This is a genomic window from Streptomyces sp. CA2R106 (assembly GCF_037034245.1).
Classification (GTDB): domain Bacteria; phylum Actinomycetota; class Actinomycetes; order Streptomycetales; family Streptomycetaceae; genus Actinacidiphila.
This window is the reverse complement of sequence record NZ_JBAGKC010000011.1, coordinates 56,346-72,051: the sequence shown is the minus strand read 5'-3', so window position 1 is coordinate 72,051 and position 15,706 is coordinate 56,346. Positions and strand designations below refer to the sequence as shown.

Genomic DNA, 15,706 nt, shown 5'->3' with positions numbered 1-15,706 from the left:
GGCCCGCGGAGGAGGCTCGCGCGCGGGCGGGGCAACTGCCCGCGTGGGACATGGACAGCGCTGTCCTCACCATCACCAAGGAGTTCCACTTCTCGGCCAGCCATGTGCTGACGGGGCTGCCCGGCTGGCACCAGTGCGCGCGGATGCACGGCCACAACTACGTGGTGGTCCTGGAGCTGTCCGCGCGCACCGACCAGCTGACGGACAGCGGTTTCGTCCGCGACTACCGCGACCTGGACGGGTTCAAGAAGTGGCTGGACGACACGCTCGACCACCGCCACCTCAACGACGTGCTCGGCGAACTCCCGTCCTCCGCCGAGAACCTCGCCATGTGGATCTTCGGCGGGTGGACCGCGCGCCTGCCCGAGCTGGTGGCGGTCCGGGTGTCCGAGACCGTCAAGACCTGGGCCGAGTTCCGCCCGTCGCGGCGGCGGACCGACTGACCCGCGGCCGGGTGCCGCGCCGGGCGGCGCGCGGTCGGAGGGCCGGCTGCTACCAGCTGGCCTTGCGGACCCCGGGGAGGTGGCCGGCGTGCGCGTGGGCGCGCAGGGCCACGCGGGACAGGCCGAAGGCGCGCAGGTAGCCGCGGGGGCGGCCGTCGACCGCGTCGCGGTTGCGGACGCGGGTGGCGCTGGCGTCGCGGGGCTGGCGGCGCAGCTCGCGCTGGGCGGCCGCGCGGTCGTCGGCGGAGGTGGCGGGCGAGGCGATGACGCGCCTCAGTTCGGCGCGGCGCTCGGCGTAACGGGCCACGACGGCACGGCGCTTGTCGTTCTTGGCGATCTTGCTCTTCTTGGCCATGGCGCTGGTGTCCCCTCAGACCTGGTGGCCGCGTGCGCGGACGAGCCGGACGGCCTTCTCGATGCCGATGCGGTCGACGGTCTTGATGCCCTTGGCGCTCAGCGTCAGCCGCACGTGGCGGTTCTCGCCGGGCAGCCAGTAGCGCTTGGTCTGGATGTTGGGGTCGAAGCGGCGCGCGGTGCGCCGGTGGGAGTGCGAGACGGTGTTGCCGAAGCCGGGTTTGCGGCCGGTCAGCTGGCAGTGGGCCGACATGGGGCTGCCTTTCCGTGGGTGGGCGAGTCGGACGGCCACCAGCTTAAAGAAAAGCGTTTTCATTTCCAAATGCACTCCGGGTGCCGGCATGCGCGAGGCCGGCACCGCCCCGTCGTGACGGGACGCGCGCCGGCCTCGGCCGCTCCTGCTCGTCAGCGCCCCTGCGGTGCGATCCCCTTCGGACCCTCGGCCGCACACGCGGCGCACGTCCCGAAGATCTCCATGGTGTGCACGATGTCCACGAACCCGTGCGCCGAGGCGGTCGACTCGGCCCACCGCTCCACCGCCGGGCCCTCCACCTCGACCGCCTTGCCGCAGGAGCGGCAGACCAGATGGTGGTGGTGGCCGCCCTCCGAACAGCGTCTGTAGACGGACTCGCCGTCGCCGGTGCGCAGGACGTCGACCTCGCCCGCCTCGGCGAGCGACTGGAGCGTGCGGTAGACGGTGGTCAGCCCCACCGACTCCCCGCGCAGCTTCAGGATGTTGTGCAGGTCCTGCGCGCTGCGGAACTCGTCGACCTCGTCCAGAGCGGCGGACACCGCGGTGCGCTGCCGGGTGGAACGGCTGCGGACGGACTGCCCGGCGGTGCTCACGGATCTTCCCTCCGTCGGTGGTGCGGTGAGTGCGGTGCGTGCGGTGTGCTCGGCGGCGGCCTGCGGTGCGGCCGGGCGGTCACTCCTCGACATGCCGGATCGCGTCGAGCACGATGTGCGCGACGTGTTCGTCGACGAGGGTGTACTCGACCTCGCGGGCCTCGCGGTGGGTCGTCACGATGCGCGAGGTGCGCAGCACCCTGAGGTGCTGCGAGACCAGGGGCTGGTTGACCCCGAGTGCCGCGACGAGCTCATGGACCCGCTTGCCGCCGGTGGACAGCTCGCGCACGATGCCCATCCGTACCGGGGACGCCAGTGCGCGCAGCAGCTCGCTGGCCGCTCGCAGGGCGAGGGTCCGGTCGTCCGGATGCGCGGGAGCCGTCATATGCAGAACCTAACATATGAGAATCGGTCTCATATGGGGCTCGGGCTCGGCACGGGTCAGCGCACCGCCACCAGCACGTGGCTGCTGCCGAACTGCCAGACGGAGCCGGCCTGGCCGAACCCCGCCGCCCGCAGCAGCCGCACATGGTGGGAGAGGGGCAGGTCGCTGTCCTTGGTGCTGGGCACCGACCCGGCGCGGCGGTGCCGCTCGGCGACGAGCTCGCTGAACGCCGGGTCGTCCGAGACCGCGCGCCACCACTGGTCCCAGTCCTCGTGGTCGAACGCCCGCTGCCGCTCGGCCCGCAGCCGCCCGACGCGGGCGCTGATCTCGCGCGGCCCGGTGGGCTCGGGGGCGAAGTGGTCGCCGTTGACCAGCGCCCCGCCCGGCCGCAGGAGCGCGCCGAGCTGCCGGTAGGCGCGGCGCAGGAGCGGCTCCGGCAGGCAGTGCAGCGTGGTGGTGGAGACCACGGCGTCGACCGGCCGGTCCAGGCCCAGGTCGGCGGTCCACCGCTCCGCCCCGATCGCCGCCTCCACGAAGCGGACCGCCGCGCCGTGGCACTGCCGGGCCAGGCTCAGGACGACCGGGTCGCGGTCCACGCCGACGAAGTCCACGCCGGGCAGCCGGGCCGCGAGCCGGGCGGTCAAGGTGCCCGGCCCGCAGCCCAGATCGACCACGAGCGGGCGCTCCCGCCCGGCCGTGACGTGCTCGACCACGTCGGCGATGACGCCGGCGCGCTCCTCGCGCGCGATGGCGTAGCGCTGCTGCTGGGCCTCCCAGCGCTCCGCGTACTCCCGTGCCCGCACCGTGTCCATCGCCCTCGCCGCCCGCCTGAGCCGTCTGCCGCCGTTCCGTGTCCCCGTCTTCCTGCCAGCCTATAGTTGAAAACAGTTTTCATTCCAATGGGAGTGCGGCGCGTCGGCGGCGGTTCCGCCCGATGGTCGCTCTCCGGTCCGGTGCGCGCCCCTTCAATCCAACGCGCGCAGCGCCTCCACCAGCCGGTCGATCTCCTCGACCGAGGTGTAGGCGTGCGTGCTGACCCGGACCGAGCCGGTCTTCTCGCCGGACCCGCCCTGGCAGTGCTGGTCGCTGCGCACCATCAGCCCGCGGTCGAACAGGACGAACCCCAGGTCGCCGGAGGGGATCGCCCGGTGCCGGAAGCTGACCAGGCTCTGGCGGCGCTGGACGGTGGAGTCGGCGGCCAGGCTGGTCCGGCAGCCCAGCACCTGGTACGAGCCGAGCCGGCTCAGCTCGTCGGTCAGCCGCGCGGTCAGGGCGCGGGTCCAGCGGTGGACGCGCGCGGTGTCGGCGTCCCGCAGCCAGTCCAGCGCCGCGGACAGCGAGACCGCGCCCACCGTGTTCGGGGTGCCGGACCACCCGCCCGGGCGCAGCGCGGGGCCGCGCGCCTGCCGTGCCCACAGCGCGCCGGTGCCGGGCAGCGCCAGCGCCTTGTGGCCGGAGAACGCCACGAAGTCGACGTCCAGGGCGTCCAGCCGGATCGGCTGGTGGCCGACGCTCTGCGACGCGTCGAGGCAGATCGGGACGTGCGGGCCGACGGCGGCGCGGACCCGGTGGACGTTCATGTCGTTGCCGTAGACGTGGTGCACATGGGTGGCCGCGACGAACCGGGTGCGCGCACCGACCTGTTCGGCCAGCGCCACGTGGTCGTAGTCGCCCGACCCGCGCTGGTACGGCATCGGCCGCAGCACCACGCGTACGCCCTGGCGTGCGAGCAGGTCCCGTACCTCCTGCCAGGGGGAGATGTTCGCCTGGTGGTCGGCGAAGGGCACGATCACCTCGTCGCCGTCGGCGAGTTGGGCGGCCAGCCAGTCCCGGGCCACCAGGCGCAGCGCCTCGGTCGCGCCGCTGGTCAGCACGACCTGCGAACGGTCCGGGTCGGGGTCGCCGAGCGACTGGGCGACCTGCCGGCGGGCCTGCGCCACCAGCGCGGTGGTGCGGTTCGCCCACGGGTACGACCCGCGGCCGGAGTTGGCGTTCGACGTCGTCAAGTAGCCCTGGACCGCGTCCAGGACCGCCTGCGGCTTCTGCGAGGTGGCGGCGCTGTCGAGGTAGGCCAGGCCGGGTTCGGCCCGCAGGATCGGAAACTGGGCGCGCACCTCCTCGTGCCAGGACGCCAGTTCGCGCAGCACGTCGTCGGGGGACTCGGGGGACTCGGCGGCTTCCGGGTTCTCGGGTGTCGTCATCGGCGTCAGTCCCGGGTCAGGGGTGCGCCGGCGTCGCGCCAGGCGACGATGCCCCCGGTGAGGCTGCGGGTGTCGGGGTGCCCCATCCGGGTGAGCAGCGCGGCGTACCGCGCGGACTGCTCGCCGACCGGGCAGGCCAGCAGCACCGGCCGGCTGCGGGCGAACGGCACACCCGCGCGCAGGAGTTCACCGAGGATCTCGTCGGTGATGTTGACCGCGCCGGCCATGTGCAGGGCCGTGTACGCGTAGGTGCTGCGCAGATCCACGACCAGTGGGTCCGCCTCCTCGATCCAGGCGCGCGCCTCGGCCACGGTCACCGCCGGGGCCGCGGCGACCTCGGCCGCGGTCAGCCCGGCGACCGTGTTCGGGGTGCGGGCGGTGTCGCCGAGCAGGTCCGGCCGCCGCTGCCGGATGTAGCTGAGGTAGCCCTCGACCCGGTCGCAGACGATGAACACCGCGGTCTTCCGCTCGGCGGGCGGCTGCCCGCTGCGCGCGAGCGACTCGTCGGCCGCGCGCAGGTGCCGCAGCGCGCCGTGGAAGGCGGCGCCGCCGGTCGGCCCGGCGAGCAGCCCGCAGCGCCGGATCAGGGTGACCATGCCGTCGATCGCCTCCCCGGAGTCCACCGCGGCGAGCGTGTCGTAGGTGGCCGGGTCGAACAGGCCGACCTCGTGCACCTCGTCGCGGGTGCGGATGCCGGGGATGAAGTCGGACTTCGCCGCGACCAGGCCGACCACCTCGACGTCCGGGCGGTGGGCGCGCAGCGCGCTCGCCACCCCGGTGGAGGAGCCGGCCGTGCCCACGCACGCGATGAAGTAGTCCGGCGCGCGGCCGTCGAGGTCGGCGACGATCTCCGGGCCGGTGCCCTCGAAGTGGGCTTCGCTGTTGCGGGGGTTGAAGTACTGGTCGGTGTGGAGCAGCGGGGTCGGCGAGTCCGCCAGCGCCTGGTGGAAGAGGGTGAGCGGGTCCTCGGTGTCCGTGGGGTCCAGGCACTCGCTCTGCCCGGGCAGCTCCTCGATCTCCGCGCCGAGCAGCAGGAGCAGTTCCTTGGTCTCCGGTATGCGCATCCGGTTGGTGACGCTCTTGAACGTCAGGCCGTGCATGCCCGCGATGACCGCCAGCGCCTTGGCGGTGTTGCCGCTGGACAGCTCGACGATCCGGCTGCCGTCGGCCTGCGCGTCCGGCAGGCCGGCCCGCGCCATGTGCCAGGCGGCGCGGTCCTTGACCGAGCCGAACGGGTTGAGCATCTCCAGCTTGGCGAACAGGTCGATGTGGCGTAGGCCGTGCACCGCCGGATCGATGCGCACCAGCGGTGTGTTGCCGATGGCGTCGGTGATGCGGTCGTACCTCACTGCGGCTCTCCCTTGTGAACTGTCGGCCAGTACGCCTCGTCCAGGCACCACTTCCAGCTCCCGCCCGACCGCCACAGGGCGACCTTGCGGGCGGCCGGGTGGCGTTGGGACCGCCCGGCGTGGAAGTCCATGCAGTACGCGGCGGTGTTCGCGAACGCCAGCACGTCACCGGGCCGCGGCGCCCGCGGCAGATGGACCAGGCGGCGGGTGATCAGGTCGGTCTCCAGGCACAGGTGCCCGAACAGGTGCACCGCCACGGGCCCCCGGCCGTACGAGCCCGCGCCGTACGAATCCGCGCCGTACGGTCCCGTGCCGTACGGTCCCGGGTCCGCCGCTTCGCCGGTGCCGGGGCGGGGGAGCAGCACCGGGTCGAGCAGCACCCCATGCTCCTCCAGGGCGATGTCGTCGGCCTTGGCGGCCAGCCGCACCCACAGGTCCGCGCCCCCGTCCGGCGGCCGTCTGACCTCCTGCACCGTCGCCAGGGTCAGCCCGCACTGGTCGAGCAGCGCCCGGCCGGGCTCGGCGTGCACGTCGTAGAGGTGCTCCAGCGCCAGCGCGGCCAGTGGGCGGCCGCCCAGCTGCGCGGACGACGGCGCCGACAGCAGCTCGTCGAGGTAGTGCGCGCCCGCGGCCGGCCGCCAGGACGGGTACAGCGCGAGCGACCCGCGCAGGGTGCCCTTGTCGTTGCGCAGCCCGTAGCCGTGGCCGCCCCAGGCGAGGGCGGGTCGGGTGCCGAGCGCCGCGGCGGACAGCGCGCTGGTGTACGTGTCCCAGTCCTCGCGGTGGGCGAGGTAGCTGATCCCGAACCCGCCCCCGATGTCCACGATGCCGGGGGACAGTTCGCGGTCACGGCACGCCGTCAGCGCCCGGAGGCACCCTTCCAGCGCGGTCGCCTTCTCCGTCAGGCTCGTGGTGTCCAGGTGGTAGGCGACACCGACGAGGTCCAGCACGTCCCCGTACCGGACGACGCGGTCCAGCGCGTCCTCCAGCGCCGCCACCGGTATGCCGAACCGGCTGAGCCGGGAGCGGACCCGGACGCCCGGTGCCGTGAACCCGCTCAGCCGCAGCATCGTGCGGCAGCGCGGCAGGGCGTGGCCGCGCAACAGGCGTGCCAGCAGGTCGAGTTCTTCGGCAGAGTCGACCGCGACCGTCACCCCGCTGCGCGCGGCCAGCCACAGGAACTGCGGGCTCTTCGGGCCCGTCGCGGTGATCCGGTCCGGTGTGAAGCCGCAGCCCAGCGCGTGCTGGAGCTCACCCAACGACGCCACGTCCACCCCGGCGGCGGTGTCCGCCAGCCGCCGCAGCAGCGCGCTCGACGCCGACGCCTTGTGCGCGAACAGCACCCGCCCCTTCAGCCGGTGCCGTCCGAGCACCGCGCCGAACTCCTCGGCGTTCGCCGCCGCCTGCTCGGGGAGCACCACGTTCAGCGGCGACTCCAACGCGTCCACCAGCGAGTGCACCAGCTCCGGTTCCGCCAGCAGCGCCGCCGCCTCCCCCTCGACCCGCGCCCGCAGATACAGCGGCTCGGCCATCGTCTCGTCCTGCCTTCCATGGAACCCCTGACCGCCGGGGCCGGGGCTGAGCTGTCGGGGCGCGACCGGACGATTGCGGTCTGCTGGTCGCGGTCTGCCGGTCGTGGTCTGTCGGCTGCGGGTGGGCGCTGCCGGATCGGTGCGGCCGGTCTGCCGGTGCCGGGCTGTCGGTACCGGGCTGATCACTCCGGACTGGTGCTGCCGTGTCGGTGGTGTAGGTCTGTCGATGTCGTCCTGCCTGTTCCCGTTCGCAGCCGCCGTGTTGGCGGTGCCGATCCGGTGGTGCCGGTCTGGCGCTCGCAGGTTGTGGCCGTCACGGTTCGGCGTTCTCGGCCCGGCGGTCCCGCTCCGGTTGTCGCGGTCTGTGGTTCGCGGTCCGGGGGTAGCGGTCTGTGGTTCGCGGCCCGGCGGTCTCGGTCCGGTCGTTGCGGGTTGCGGCTCGCGGGCCGGTGCCGGCCTGGTTCGGCGGTGCCGGTCTGGTGGTTGCGGTCTGTGGTTCGCGGCCCGGCGGTCTCGGTCCGGTCGTTGCGGGTTGCGGCTCGCAGGCCGGTGTCGGGCTGGTTCGGCGGTGCCGTTGTGGTCGTGGCGGGCTGTGGTTCGCGGTTCGGTGGTGGCGTTCCGGTCGTTGCAGGTTGCGGCTGGCAAGCCGGTGTGGGGCTGGTTCGGTCGTTGCGGGTTGCGGGTTGCGGGTTGCGGGTTGCGGCTCGCAGGCCGGTGTGGGGCTGGTCTGGTGGTTGCGGTCTGTGGTTCGCGGTCCGGTGGTCGCGGTCCGGTCGTTGCGGGTTGCGGCTCGCAGGCCGGTGTCGGGCCGGTCTGGTGGTTGCGGTCTGTGGTTCGCGGTCCGGGGATCGTGTTCCGGTCGTTGCGGGCTGCGGCTCGCAAGCCGGTGTCGGGCCGGATCGGCGGTGGCGGTCTGTCGGTTGCGGACTGGTCGGTCCGGTTCGGTCGTTGCGGGCTGGTGCGGTTGCAGCATGTCCACCGCATCGGGCGGCTAAGCCCGGCGCAGCCGCCCGCAGGGCCCGCCGGAGGCCGCCGCGGGGGCCGGGCCGGCCGCGGCCCGAGCGGCCCGGTCCCCCGCCCACCGCAGGTGACCTGCGGGGACGCGGGTCCCGCCGGCCCCGGACCGTGCACAGCCGACTCAAAGGTCAAGATTCTGTAATGATTTTCATCTCGCGTAGCGGAAAGTGGGATTGGGAGTCGTTTTCAATTACGGTGAGGGGGTCGCGGCCGGACGTGCCGCGTTGCCGCCACCACTGCCCGAGGAGAACCCATGGCCAGCCCCGACAACCGCAGCGCGGCGCCCCGCCGCCGCCACCTGCTCGCCGCGGGCGGGATAGCCGTCGCCGCGCTGGTCGCGACCAGCGCCTGCTCCACCAGTTCCCCGAGCGACGACGGCAAGGCCGGCGCCTCCGCGGGCAGTTCGGGCAGCGCCAAGAGCAGCGGCAAGGTCATCCAGGTGGTGGCGGCGGAGAACTTCTGGGGCAGCATCGCCGAGCAGATCGGCGGCAGCCACGTGAAGGTGACCAGCATCATCACCAACCCCGACACCGACCCGCACGACTACGAGCCGACCGCGGCGAACGCGCGGACCGTCGCCTCCGCGTCGTACGCGATCGTCAACGGCATCGGCTACGACTCCTGGGCCTCGAAGCTCCTGGCGTCGAACCCCTCCGCGCAGCGCACCGTGCTCACCGTCGGCGACCTGGTCGGCGTGAAGGAGGGCGGCAACCCGCACCGCTGGTACTCCCCGGACGACGTGCACAAGGTGATCGAGCAGATCACCGCCGACTACAAGAAGGCCGACCCGGCCGACGCGGCGTACTTCGACGCCCAGAAGACCACCTTCGAGACCAAGACCCTCGGGGAGTACAACACGCTGATCGCCGACATCAAGGCGAAGTACGCCGGCACCCCGATCGGCGCGTCCGAGTCGATCGTCAGCCCGCTCGCCGACGGCCTCGGCCTGAAGATGCTCACGCCGTACTCGTTCCTCAGCGCGATCAGCGAGGGCGCCGACCCCACCGCGCAGGACAAGACCACCATCGACCACCAGATCGCCACCCGGCAGATCAAGCTCTACGTCTACAACAGCCAGAACGCCACGCCCGACGTGCAGGCGCAGGTCAAGGCCGCCAAGGCGAAGGGCATTCCGGTCGCCACGGTCACCGAGACCCTCACCCCGGCCGGGGCGTCGTTCCAGCAGTGGCAGGTGACCGAGCTCAAGGGCATCCAGCAGGCGCTGGCCGAGGCGACGGGCAAGTAGGGATGCATCCGCTCACCAGACTGCGCGAGGCCGTACGGCCGCAAGTGCCCGCGGCGCGCGAGGAAGCCGCCGCCCCGGAAACCGCCGAGCCGCAAGCCGCGCCGCAAGCCGCGCCCCCGGCCGCGCCGGAGAGCGCCCGGCCGCAGGACCCCGCGGCCGGGCCCGCGGTGGTCTCGCTGCGCGACGCGGCCGTGCGGGTCGGCGGCCGCACCCTGTGGTCGCACGTCGAACTCGACATCGCGCCGGGGGAGTTCGTCGCCGTACTCGGCCCGAACGGGGTCGGCAAGTCGACCCTGGTCAAGGCGATCCTCGGGCTGGTCCCGACCGCCGCGGGCAGCATCAGCGTGCTCGGGCGGCCGCCGGGCCGGCGCGCGCAGCAGGTGGGCTACCTGCCGCAGCGGCGCAGTTTCGACCCCGGGCTGCGCATCCGCGGCGTGGACGTCGTCCGGCTGGGCTGGGACGGCGACCGCTGGGGGCTGGGACGGCCCGGGTCGGCGCGGGCGGCCCGGGAGCGGATCGCCGAAGTGGTGGAGACGGTCGGCGCGAGCGCCTACGCGCACCGGCCGATCGGCCAGTGCTCGGGCGGCGAGCAGCAGCGGCTGCTGATCGCCCAGGCACTGGTCCGGCGGCCCCGCCTGCTGCTGCTGGACGAGCCGCTGGACAGCCTCGACCTGCCCAACCAGGCCGCGGTGGCCGCGCTGATCGGGCGGATCTGCCGGGAGGAGCAGGTCAGCGTGGTGATGGTCGCGCACGACGCGAACCCGATCCTCGCGCACCTGGACCGGGTGGTGTACCTCGCCGAGGGCGGGGCGGTGGCCGGGACCCCGGCGGAGGTGATCACCTCGCGGACGCTGAGCCGGCTGTACCGCACGCCGATCGAGGTGCTGCGGACCTCCGACGGGCGGCTGGTCGTGGTCGGCCAGCCCGAGGCGCCCGCGGTGCACACCGACCGGCACCCGCCGGCGGGGGAGGGGGCCGGCCGTGGGACTCGCTGACGGCGCGGCCGGCTGGTCGTGGAACCCGGTCGCCGACGTCCAGCAGATGTGGGCGTACCCCTTCATGGTCAACGCCTTCCGGGCCGGCGCGATCGTGGCCGTACTGGCCGGGGCGATCGGCTGGTTCATGGTGCTGCGGCGGCAGAGCTTCGCCGGGCACACGCTGTCGGCGGTGGCGTTCCCCGGCGCGGCCGGCGCGACCCTGGTCGGTGTGGGCGCGGTCTACGGCTACTTCACGTTCTGCGTCGGCGCGGCCCTGGTGATCGCCGCGATCCCGCGGGCCGGGGGCGGCGCGGGCTCCGGCGGGGGGACGGGCGCCGGCGGCGGCGAGGAGGCGGCGGTGACCGGCACGGTCCAGGCGTTCCTGCTGGGCGCCGGCTTCCTCTTCATCGCCCTCTACAAGGGCTTCCTCGGCGGGGTGGACGCCCTGCTGTTCGGGAGCTTCCTGGGGATCACGGCCGGCCAGGTGCGGGTGCTGGCGGTCGTGGGCGCGGTGGTGCTGCTGGTGCTGGCCGCTGTCGGGCGGCCGCTGCTGTTCGCGTCCGTGGACCCGGCGGTCGCCGCCGCCCGCGGGGTGCCGGTGCGGCTGCTGTCGGCGGTGTTCCTGGTCGTGCTGGGCGCGGCCACGGCGGCGACCAGCCAGATCACCGGCGCGCTGCTGGTGTTCGCGCTGCTGGTGATGCCCGCGGCCACCGCCCAGAACCTGACCGCCCGCCCGGTGCGCGGCCTCGCCGGCTCCGTGCTGATCGCGCTCGTGGTGACCTGGACCAGCCTGACGGTCGCCTACTACTCGCCCTACCCGATCGGATTCTGGGTGACCAGCTTCGCCTTCGCCGCCTATGCGGCCAGTTGGGGCGCGCGGCTGCTGCGCGAACGCGCCGGACGCGCGCCGGACCGTGCGGGCCCGGGCGCCGTACCGGCCGAGGCCGCGGCCGTCTGGACCTCGGGGAGCCTGCTGTGAACACCCTCGCCCTCGGCTGGCCCGGCGCGCTCGGGCACCCCTTCTTCCTGCACGCGGTCCTCGCCGGCGGGGCCGTCGCCGCCGCGTCCGGCATGGTCGGCTACTTCCTGGTGCTGCGCGCGCAGGTCTTCACCGGCGACGCGCTCAGCCACATGGCGTTCGCCGGGTCGCTCGCCGCGCTCGCCGCGGGCGTGGACCTGCGGCTGGGCCTGTACGCGGCGACCATCGCGGTCGCGGTGCTGCTCGGCACCCTCGCCCGCTCCGGCCGCGCGGACGACGTCGCCATCGGCAACGTCTTCGCCTGGATCACGGGCCTGGGCACCTTCTTCCTCACCATGTACAGCACCTCCGGCGGCGCGGACAACGCCGGCGCCGGGGTGCGGGTGCTCTTCGGCTCGATCTTCGGGATGTCGGCGGGCCAGGCCGGTACCGCCGCCGCGGTGGCCGCCGGGGTGTGCGCGGTGGTGCTCGCCGTCTTCCGGCCGCTGCTGTTCGCGTCCGTGGACGAGGCGGTCGCGGCGGCGCGGGGCGTGCCGGTGGGCCTGCTCGGCTACGGCTTCCTGGCGCTGATCGGCGTGACCGCGGCCGAGGCGAGCCAGGCGGTCGGGTCGCTGCTGCTGCTCGGCCTGCTCGCGGCGCCCGCGGGCACCGCCCAGCGGCTCACCGACCGCCCGGCCCGGGCGTTCGCCCTGTCCACGGTGCTCGCGGTCGCCGAGATGTGGGGCGGGCTGTCCCTGAGCTACGCGGTGCCGAAGATGCCGCCGAGCTTCGCGATCGTGGCGCTGGCCGCCGCGGTGTACGCGGCCGCCTTCGCCGTCGGCGGCCGGCGGCGGCGCCGCGGTCCGGGCCTCGCGGCCCCGGGCGCCGGACTGCGCCGCGCCTGAGTCCCGGCGCCGGTCCCGTACGAACCCGAGCACGCACCCCAGGGGGCCAACCGTGCACAGCACCTCCGCGGGCGGGCAGCCGCCGCGGCGCGACGACGACCGGGTGCCGGGGCGCCGCACCCAGCAACGCAGGGCCCTGCTGCGGGCGTTGGTCGACGGCGACGGCTTCGTCAGCGCGCAGAGCCTGCACGCCGCGGTGGTCGCGGCGGGCGTGCCGGTCGGCCTGAGCACCGTCTACCGCACGCTGGCCGCGCTGGGCGACGCCGGTGTGGTGGACGTGGTGCGCGACGCCGGGGGCGAGCGGCTGTTCCGGCACCGCCCGAGCCGGGAGCACCGGCACTACCTGATCTGCCGTACCTGCGGGGCCAGCAGCCCGGTCGAGGCGTCCGTGGTCGAGAGCTGGGCGCGGACCGTCGCCGAGGAGTCGGGCTTCGCCGAGGTGGAGCACACCGTGGAGCTGACCGGCGTGTGCGCGGACTGCCGTGGCGGCGCCGGGCGGCGGGCGGAGCCACCCGGCCACTGATTGGTAATGGAAGTCGTTTTCATATAGCGTCGAGCTTGTCATCCCGACCCACCGGAGGAGCCAACCATGGCCGTACCCAAACGGAAGATGTCGCGCAGCAACACCCGGCACCGGCGCGCCCAGTGGAAGGCGAGCGCGCCCCGGCTGGTGGCCGTCACCGTGGACGGCGCCACCCACCTGGTCCCGCAGCGCCTGGTCGCGGCGTACGAGCGCGGGCTGCTCGACCCGGCCCGCGCCGGCCTCGGCCGGGTCCACGGGGGGCGTTGATGGACCCGCGCGGGAAGCTCCCCGTCGTCATCGTCGCCGGGATGCACGCGCAGGCGCGCCGGACGGCGGTCGGGAACCTGCTGACGATGGTGCCCGGCAGCGTCGCGCTCCACCACGACCTGTCCTCGGCGGCCGACGGCACGGTGCGGCGCACCGTCCGCGACGCCGACGGCCTGCTCTCGGAAGGCGAGACCCCGCTCGTCAACGACTGCGCGTGCTGCGCGCTGCGCGCCGACCTCGTCCCGGAACTGGAGCGGCTGGCCGGGGACGGCCTGACCCGGCTCGCGGTGGTCGAGCTGTGGGACTCCGTCGAGCCGCAGGGGATGGCCGAGGTCATCGCCGGGCAGGGCGGGCGGTTCCTGGAGCTCGGCAGCGTCATGACGGCGGTCGACCCCGGCCTGGTGCTGCCCTGCCTCGCCAACGGTGACGACCTGGAGGAGGCCGGCCTCGCCGCGGCCCGGGAGGACCGCCGCACCGTCGGCGACACCTGGGCGCGGCAACTGGAGTACGCGCCCGTGCTGGTCGTCGCGCAGGACGCCGAGGCGACCGACGAGGACCGCGCGCTGCTGTCCCAACTGCACCCCACCGCACGGCAGGTCTCCGACCGCTCGACCGAGCTGGCCCGGGCGGCGTTCGCCGGGTTCGACGTCGAGGCCGCCGCCGCGGCCCAGCACCCGGCCTGCTCGCGGCTGCCCCAGCAGGCGGACGAGGCCGGGGTGGGCACCCTGGTGTGGCGGCGGCGCCGGCCCTTCCACCCCGGGCGCCTGTACACCGCGCTGGAGGACCTGGTCTGCGCCGCCGCCCGCAGCCGGGGCCGGTTCTGGCTCGCCGACCGGCCCGACACCCTGCTGTCGTGGGAGGCGGCGGGCGGCGCGCTGGTGGTGGAGAACGCCGGGCCGTGGCTGGCCGCGCTGCCCGGGGCCGCCTGGGAGATGGTGCCCGCGATGCGGCGCGCCGCCGCCACGCTCGACTGGGACCCCGAGCACGGCGACCGCTGCCAGCACCTGGTCTTCACCTCGCCCGCGCTGGACCGGGACGGGCTGGCGCGGGTGCTGGAGTCCTGCCTGCTGACCGACGCGGAGTACGCCGCCGGACCCGACGGGTGGCGCCGCTTCCCGGCCGCCTTCGACGAGTTGCTCAACCCGGTCTCCTGAGGCCCGGTCTCCCGCACCCCCCCCGCCTCCGCGCCCCAACGCCCCCGCGCCCCCTGGGCCTTGGCGCCCGTATCCGTCCCGCAGTCCGTATCCCCCGCCCGCACCGAGGAGTGCCCTCATGGCCCGCCGTTCCGCCGATCCCCGCAAGCCGCTGAAGCCGCGCGTCAACCCGCTGGACGCGGCGAAGATCACGTACATCGACTACAAGGACACCGACCTGCTGCGGAAGTTCGTCTCCGACCGCGGCAAGATCCGCAGCCGCCGGGTGACCCGGGTCAGCGCGCAGCAGCAGCGCCTGCTGGCCCGCGCGATCAAGAACGCGCGGGAGATGGCGCTGCTGCCGTACTCCACCTCCGTGCGCTGACCCGCGGTGTCAGGCCGGGGCGTTGGCGTCCAGCGCGGTGTGGGTGCCGAAGGCCCGGGCGTGGTAGGTCAGGGGCCGGGCCGGCGCGGTGTCCGCGCTGAGCACCCGGCCGAAGACCACGACGTGGTCGCCGCCGGCGACCAGGTCGGCCACCTCGCACGCCAGGAAGCCGGTCGCGCCGGGCAGCCGCGGCACCTGCCCGCCCACCTGCCACTCGACCCCGCCGAACTTGGCCGGGCCGCCCTTGCGGGCGAAGTTCACAGCCAGCTCCGGCTGCTGCGCCCCCAGGATGTTGAGGCCGAACCGGCGGCTGCCGTCGATCACCGCCAGCAGGTCGGAGGACCGGTCCAGGGAGACCAGCACCATCGGCGGGTCCATCGACAGCGAGGTGAAGGCGCTGACGGTGGTGCCGTACGGCGCGGGGCCCGCCATGGCGGTGACCACCGCGACGGGTGTGCACACCCCGGCCATGGCCTCCCGGAACGCGGACTTCAGCTCCTGCTCGACGTCCGGGCGGGACTCGGTACCGGTCACGAGGGCTCCTCCCGCGGTGCCGAGCCCAGCGCGTACAGCCGGGGGAGGTTGACCACGATCGCCTCCTGGGTGCTGCGGGCGATGACGACCACGGCCTCGTCGTCGGGGTCCGGGTTCTCCTCCCGGTGCGGCACGTAGGGCGGCACGAAGATGTAGTCGCCCGGCGAGGTGCGCAGCCGCACCTCCTGCGGCGTGTCGCCGGAGTCGTCGACGAAGACGAACTCCGGGTGCCCGCTGACCACGTGGATCGCGGTCTCCGAGGCGCCGTGGTGGTGGTCGGAGGAGGCGGTCGACGGCGCCACGTGCGTCTGGCCCATCCACAGCTTCTCCGAGCCGACCGTCTTCCCGCTGATCGCGGCGAACCGGCGCATCCCGCCGGTCTGCGCGGTGTCGCCGTCGAGTTCGCCGGCGCGGACGTGGTGCAGGCGGGCCCGCAGCGGCGAGGTCGGGGATGCGGCCGGGGCGTCGGGCAGATGGGGGTGGAAACCTTCACCGGGCTGGGTCGGCGGCGTACTCATGGCTCCGGACGCTAGGCGGCCGCCGAAAAGGATGTCAAGAGGTGTCCATTACGCTTCACCTGCGGCAATGTTCCCGCAATGGTCGGGACACGGCGGGGAGACCCGTAGCGCGGGGGGATCGGGCATGATGAGG

Annotated in this window: 19 protein-coding genes; 9 read left to right on the top strand and 10 right to left on the bottom strand. The window is 74.2% G+C overall.

What is annotated here, in order from left to right; all coding sequences use genetic code 11:
• Positions 1-50 precede the first annotated feature (50 nt).
• A complete protein-coding gene (locus WA788_RS18530) occupies positions 51-443 on the top strand; it encodes a 6-pyruvoyl trahydropterin synthase family protein (RefSeq protein ID WP_335978832.1) in 393 nt (130 codons plus the stop codon).
• Between the two features lie 49 nt (positions 444-492).
• Here WA788_RS18530 and rpsN read toward each other — a convergent pair whose 3' ends face one another.
• From rpsN to WA788_RS18490, 8 genes are all read right to left on the bottom strand, one after another.
• The gene (rpsN, locus tag WA788_RS18525; RefSeq protein ID WP_335978657.1) at positions 493-798 is read right to left on the bottom strand and encodes a 30S ribosomal protein S14; all 306 of its coding nucleotides are present in this window, start codon (positions 796-798) and stop codon (positions 493-495) included.
• Positions 799-813: 15 nt separating this feature from the next.
• Positions 814-1,050: a 50S ribosomal protein L28 gene (rpmB, locus tag WA788_RS18520; RefSeq protein ID WP_335978655.1), complete on the bottom strand. Its 237-nt coding sequence runs from the start codon at positions 1,048-1,050 to the stop codon at positions 814-816.
• Between the two features lie 152 nt (positions 1,051-1,202).
• A complete protein-coding gene (locus WA788_RS18515) occupies positions 1,203-1,643 on the bottom strand; it encodes a Fur family transcriptional regulator (RefSeq protein ID WP_335978653.1) in 441 nt (146 codons plus the stop codon).
• Between the two features lie 79 nt (positions 1,644-1,722).
• On the bottom strand, positions 1,723-2,028 hold the full coding sequence (locus WA788_RS18510) for an ArsR/SmtB family transcription factor (protein ID WP_335978651.1): 306 nt from the start codon (positions 2,026-2,028) through the stop codon (positions 1,723-1,725).
• 56 nt (positions 2,029-2,084) lie between these two features.
• A complete protein-coding gene (locus tag WA788_RS18505) occupies positions 2,085-2,840 on the bottom strand; it encodes a class I SAM-dependent methyltransferase (RefSeq protein ID WP_335978649.1) in 756 nt (251 codons plus the stop codon).
• 153 nt (positions 2,841-2,993) lie between these two features.
• Complete coding sequence (locus WA788_RS18500; protein WP_335978647.1) at positions 2,994-4,229, bottom strand: aminotransferase class V-fold PLP-dependent enzyme; 1,236 nt, start codon at positions 4,227-4,229, stop codon at positions 2,994-2,996.
• Between the two features lie 5 nt (positions 4,230-4,234).
• A complete protein-coding gene (locus WA788_RS18495) occupies positions 4,235-5,578 on the bottom strand; it encodes a pyridoxal-phosphate dependent enzyme (protein WP_335978645.1) in 1,344 nt (447 codons plus the stop codon).
• Complete coding sequence (locus tag WA788_RS18490) at positions 5,575-7,110, bottom strand: Y4yA family PLP-dependent enzyme (protein WP_335978643.1); 1,536 nt, start codon at positions 7,108-7,110, stop codon at positions 5,575-5,577. Before WA788_RS18490 ends, WA788_RS18495 begins: the two co-directional genes overlap by 4 nt.
• Before the next feature lie 1,270 nt (positions 7,111-8,380).
• On the opposite strand from WA788_RS18490, the gene WA788_RS18485 reads away from it, so the two are divergent.
• The 8 genes from WA788_RS18485 to rpsR all read left to right on the top strand — a co-directional run bounded on the left by WA788_RS18485 (position 8,381) and on the right by rpsR (position 14,521).
• Positions 8,381-9,373, top strand: coding sequence for a metal ABC transporter solute-binding protein, Zn/Mn family (locus WA788_RS18485; RefSeq protein WP_335978641.1), 993 nt, complete (start codon positions 8,381-8,383; stop codon positions 9,371-9,373).
• Positions 9,374-9,375: 2 nt separating this feature from the next.
• Entirely contained in the window at positions 9,376-10,368 is a 993-nt protein-coding gene (locus WA788_RS18480) for a metal ABC transporter ATP-binding protein (RefSeq protein WP_335978639.1), read from the top strand.
• The gene (locus WA788_RS18475; protein WP_335978637.1) at positions 10,355-11,329 is read left to right on the top strand and encodes a metal ABC transporter permease; all 975 of its coding nucleotides are present in this window, start codon (positions 10,355-10,357) and stop codon (positions 11,327-11,329) included. The genes WA788_RS18480 and WA788_RS18475 overlap by 14 nt, the downstream gene beginning before the upstream one ends.
• Positions 11,326-12,213, top strand: a complete 888-nt coding sequence (locus tag WA788_RS18470; RefSeq protein ID WP_335978635.1) for a metal ABC transporter permease — start codon at positions 11,326-11,328, stop codon at positions 12,211-12,213. The genes WA788_RS18475 and WA788_RS18470 overlap by 4 nt, the downstream gene beginning before the upstream one ends.
• 52 nt (positions 12,214-12,265) lie before the next feature.
• Positions 12,266-12,736 (top strand): Fur family transcriptional regulator, encoded by a 471-nt coding sequence (locus WA788_RS18465; RefSeq protein WP_335978633.1) that lies wholly within the window; start codon positions 12,266-12,268, stop codon positions 12,734-12,736.
• 66 nt (positions 12,737-12,802) lie between these two features.
• Complete coding sequence (gene rpmF, locus WA788_RS18460) at positions 12,803-13,003, top strand: 50S ribosomal protein L32 (RefSeq protein ID WP_335978631.1); 201 nt, start codon at positions 12,803-12,805, stop codon at positions 13,001-13,003.
• The gene (locus tag WA788_RS18455) at positions 13,003-14,157 is read left to right on the top strand and encodes a CobW family GTP-binding protein (RefSeq protein WP_335978629.1); all 1,155 of its coding nucleotides are present in this window, start codon (positions 13,003-13,005) and stop codon (positions 14,155-14,157) included. The genes rpmF and WA788_RS18455 overlap by 1 nt, the downstream gene beginning before the upstream one ends.
• Before the next feature lie 118 nt (positions 14,158-14,275).
• Positions 14,276-14,521 carry a 30S ribosomal protein S18 gene (gene rpsR, locus WA788_RS18450; RefSeq protein WP_335978627.1) on the top strand — a complete coding sequence of 82 codons (246 nt, stop codon included), beginning with the start codon at positions 14,276-14,278 and terminating at the stop codon, positions 14,519-14,521.
• Between the two features lie 9 nt (positions 14,522-14,530).
• Here the strand turns inward: rpsR and WA788_RS18445 are convergent, their stop codons facing one another.
• Together WA788_RS18445 and WA788_RS18440 are read right to left on the bottom strand one after the other, a co-directional pair.
• A complete protein-coding gene (locus WA788_RS18445) occupies positions 14,531-15,055 on the bottom strand; it encodes a flavin reductase family protein (RefSeq protein ID WP_335978625.1) in 525 nt (174 codons plus the stop codon).
• A complete protein-coding gene (locus tag WA788_RS18440) occupies positions 15,052-15,573 on the bottom strand; it encodes a cupin domain-containing protein (protein WP_335978623.1) in 522 nt (173 codons plus the stop codon). Before WA788_RS18440 ends, WA788_RS18445 begins: the two co-directional genes overlap by 4 nt.
• Positions 15,574-15,706: the final 133 nt, after the last annotated feature.